Source organism: Burkholderia sp. Se-20378 (genome assembly GCF_017104665.1).
GTDB classification, from domain to species: Bacteria; Pseudomonadota; Gammaproteobacteria; order Burkholderiales; family Burkholderiaceae; genus Burkholderia; species Burkholderia lata.
This window is the reverse complement of record NZ_JAAGPG010001008.1, coordinates 1-1,366: the sequence shown is the minus strand read 5'-3', so window position 1 is coordinate 1,366 and position 1,366 is coordinate 1. Positions and strand designations below refer to the sequence as shown.

Annotated in this window: 2 protein-coding genes; both read right to left on the bottom strand. The window is 67.1% G+C overall.

The genetic code is table 11. The features are described from left to right. Nucleotides 1–139: 139 nt before the first annotated feature. Nucleotides 140–1,135: an HlyD family secretion protein gene (locus tag G3N93_RS39770; RefSeq protein WP_206135498.1), complete on the bottom strand. Its 996-nt coding sequence runs from the start codon at nt 1,133–1,135 to the stop codon at nt 140–142. Nucleotide 1,136: 1 nt separating this feature from the next. After that, nucleotides 1,137–1,349: a DUF1656 domain-containing protein gene (locus G3N93_RS39765; RefSeq protein ID WP_011350409.1), complete on the bottom strand. Its 213-nt coding sequence runs from the start codon at nt 1,347–1,349 to the stop codon at nt 1,137–1,139. Nucleotides 1,350–1,366: the final 17 nt, after the last annotated feature.

Here is a 1,366-nt window from a genome sequence, read left to right as displayed (position 1 = left end):
TCGTCGAGCGCATGGTTCGCGAGCGGCGCATTCACGTACGCCTGCTGCGGCAGCGTGTAATCGGGGCCGACGGACTTGCACGCGCCGAGTGCGAGCGCAAGCGGCGCGAGCGTCGCGGCGAGGCGCAGACCGTGCCGCTTCATTGCGATGCTCCTGCTGCGCTGGCGGCGGCGCCGGAAGCCGTCGATACCGGCGTGACCACCGACGCAGTGCCGGCGGCTGCCGCCGAAGCACCCGCTGCCGGCTTCGCATTGTCCTTACGGCGCGTATCGGCGTCGCGCATCGACACGGTCGCGGTACGGCCCGCTATCATCCGGAAATCGTCGGGTACTTCGTCGAGCACCACGCGCACCGGCACGCGCTGCGCGAGCCGCACCCAGCTGAATGCCGGGTTCACGTTCGGCAGCAGGTTCGCGCCCTGCGTGCGGTCGCGATCCTCGATCGCGGCGACGATGCTCTGCACGTGGCCGCGCAGCGCACGCGGTTCGCCCATCACGATGATGTCGACCGGCTGGCCGATGTGGATGCCGCGCAGCTTGGTTTCCTCGAAATAGCCGTCGACGCGGAACGAATTGCGATCGACGACCGACAGCAGCGCGCGGCCGGCCGGTACGTATTCGCCGACGCGCGGTGCGCGGTCGTTCAGGTAGCCGTCTACGGGACTGACGATCGTCGTGCGTTGCAGGTTCAGCTTCGCGGTGTCGAGCGACACCTGCGCATCGGCGACGGCGGCTTCGCCCTGTTCGACGCGCGTGCGGCTTTCCTCGACCTGCTCGCTCGCGACCAGGTTGCCGAGCTGCAGGTTGCGCGCGTATTCGCGCTTCGCCTGCGCGAGCGTCGCGCGGCGCTGCGCGAGCGTGGCTTCGGCGAGCCGTTCCGCGAGCGTGTAGCGGGCCTGGTCGATCACGAACAGCACCTGGCCGCGCTTGACCTCCTGGTTGTCGGCGACCTGCACCGACGTGATGAGGCCCGCCACGTCCGGCGCCACCTGGATCACGTCGGCGCGCACGTGACCGTCGCGGGTCCACGGCGAGAACATGTAGTAGTTGACGATGCGCCACAGCACGATGGCGGCCACGACGACGACGATCAGGGTGAGCAGGATTTGCCCTGCCGAGAGCCAGGTTTTTTTCACGTTAGGTAGCCACGAGATGGTGGGAAACGATCACGACGGCGGCAAACACGAATACGTAGATGCCGAGGTCGAAGATCGAACGGTGCCAGACGAGGCGGTAGAAGCCGACGCGCTCGAGTACGGCGCGCACGACGATGTTGATCAGGTAGGCGATCAGCATCAGCACGAGCGGGGCCGGCACGAATACGCCGAAGATGTCGATTTCGCCGATCATGGTCGCGGTCGATCTTA

Bases quoted from the DNA above. Each gene is read 5' to 3' on its own strand.
- G3N93_RS39765 (WP_011350409.1), bottom strand. From the start codon at position 1,349: ATGATCGGCGAAATCGACATCTTCGGCGTATTCGTGCCGGCCCCGCTC.